The following is a 1,568-nucleotide window of genomic DNA, read 5'->3' as shown; positions in this document are numbered from 1 at the left end:
CGGCGAGCGGTCCGGCGTCAGGCCGCCGACAGGCCGAGGCGCTCCAGGCGCTCGGGGTCGTTGAAGATGTTCAGCTCGACGACCTTGCCGCCGCGCACGGTGAACGCCGCGAGCGCGGCCGGGCGGCCGTCGACGAAGGTGGCCAGCGCCGGCTCGCCGTTGACCAGCACCAGGCGGGACTCCCCGGCGAAGCTCGCGCCGAACACGCTCGCCCCGGCCGCCACCTTGGCCGCGCCGCGCCGGAAGGTGGCCGGCCGCACGGTGCCGCCGTCGGAGCGGGCCACCACGTCCGGGTCCAGGACGGTGAGCAGCGCGTCGAAGTCCCCGCCCCGGGCGGCGGCCAGGAACGCCTCCACCACCTCGCGGCGCAGTGCCAGATCGGCGTCCGGCGCGGGCGCGGCGCCCTGGACGCGGCGGCGGGCCCGGCTGGCGAGCTGGCGGGTGGAGGCGGAGGTGCGGCCGAGGATCGGGGCGATCTCGTCGAACGGCACCGAGAACAGGTCGTGCAGCACGAAGGCCAGCCGCTCCGCCGGGGCCAGCGTCTCCAGCACGATCATCAGCGCGATGCCGACCGAGTCGGCCGTCAGGATCTCCTGCTCCGGGTCGATGGCCTGGATTCCGCCGATGATCGGATCGGGCAGCCGGACCTCCCGGCCGTCCCGGTCCGGGAGCGGGTCCTCGCGCCGGGCGACCCGCGAGCGCAGCAGGTCCAGGCAGACCCGGCCGACCACGGTGGTCAGCCAGCCGCCCAGGTTGGCGACCCCGCCGACGTCCGACCGGCTCAGCTTGAACCACGTCTCCTGCACGGCGTCCTCGGCCTCGCCGAGCGAGCCGAGCATCCGGTAGGCGACCGCCCGGAGATGGGGCCGGTGCTCCTCGAAACGCTCGGCCAGAAAGTCTTCCCCGTCCATCTGTCACACCTTCGCGTCGGGATCCGTCAGTTCATTGACGGACGTTAACCGCTCCGCGTGACACCGACGCGGGCAGCCTGATCGGGAGGATCATCAGATGACCACTCAGACCACCACCCACGCCGCCCGGATGAAGAACCCGGCGATGGTCCTGCCGGACGCGATGAAGGGCATCCAGACCATCTTCCAGGCGACGCACCAGGGCGGCGTCCCGCAGCGGATCATGGAGCTGGTCCACCTGCGGGCCAGCCAGATCAACGGGTGCAGCGCCTGCGTCTTCGGAGGCGTCGCCGGGGCGAAGAAGGCCGGCGAGACGGACGAGCGGCTGCACGCCGTGGCCGCCTGGCGGGAGGCTCCGTTCTTCAGCGAGGAGGAGCGGGCCGCGCTCGCGCTGACCGAGGCCGCCACCCGGATCGCCGACCGCTCGGGGCAGGCGGTCCCGGACGACGTCTGGGACGCGGCCGCCGACCACTTCACCGAGGAGCAGCTGTCGGCGATCATCCTGATGATCGGCCTGACGAACTTCTTCAACCGGATCAACACCACGATCCAGGAGCCCGCCGGGGCGACCTGGAGCTGAGCCCCTCCCCGGCCGAGCCGCCTCCCCCGGCCGGGGCCTCAGGGCCGGCGGGGGCCCCGGCCGGACGGGGCCGGGCC

At 73.7% G+C, this 1,568-nt stretch carries 2 protein-coding genes; one reads left to right on the top strand and one right to left on the bottom strand.

Going from position 1 to position 1,568, the window contains the following annotated elements:
• Nucleotides 1–17: 17 nt before the first annotated feature.
• A complete protein-coding gene (locus tag ABD308_RS07455; protein ID WP_344329567.1) occupies nucleotides 18–911 on the bottom strand; it encodes a sigma-70 family RNA polymerase sigma factor in 894 nt (297 codons plus the stop codon).
• A gap of 97 nt (nucleotides 912–1,008) precedes the next feature.
• Here ABD308_RS07455 and ABD308_RS07450 point away from each other — a divergent pair, with 97 nt between their 5' ends.
• Nucleotides 1,009–1,491 carry a carboxymuconolactone decarboxylase family protein gene (locus ABD308_RS07450; RefSeq protein WP_344329565.1) on the top strand — a complete coding sequence of 161 codons (483 nt, stop codon included), beginning with the start codon at nucleotides 1,009–1,011 and terminating at the stop codon, nucleotides 1,489–1,491.
• Nucleotides 1,492–1,568: the final 77 nt, after the last annotated feature.

This window comes from Kitasatospora putterlickiae (assembly GCF_039527695.1).
GTDB classification, from domain to species: domain Bacteria; phylum Actinomycetota; class Actinomycetes; order Streptomycetales; family Streptomycetaceae; genus Kitasatospora; species Kitasatospora putterlickiae.
Note: the sequence above shows the minus strand (reverse complement) of the source record. Positions and strands in the feature narration are given on the sequence as shown.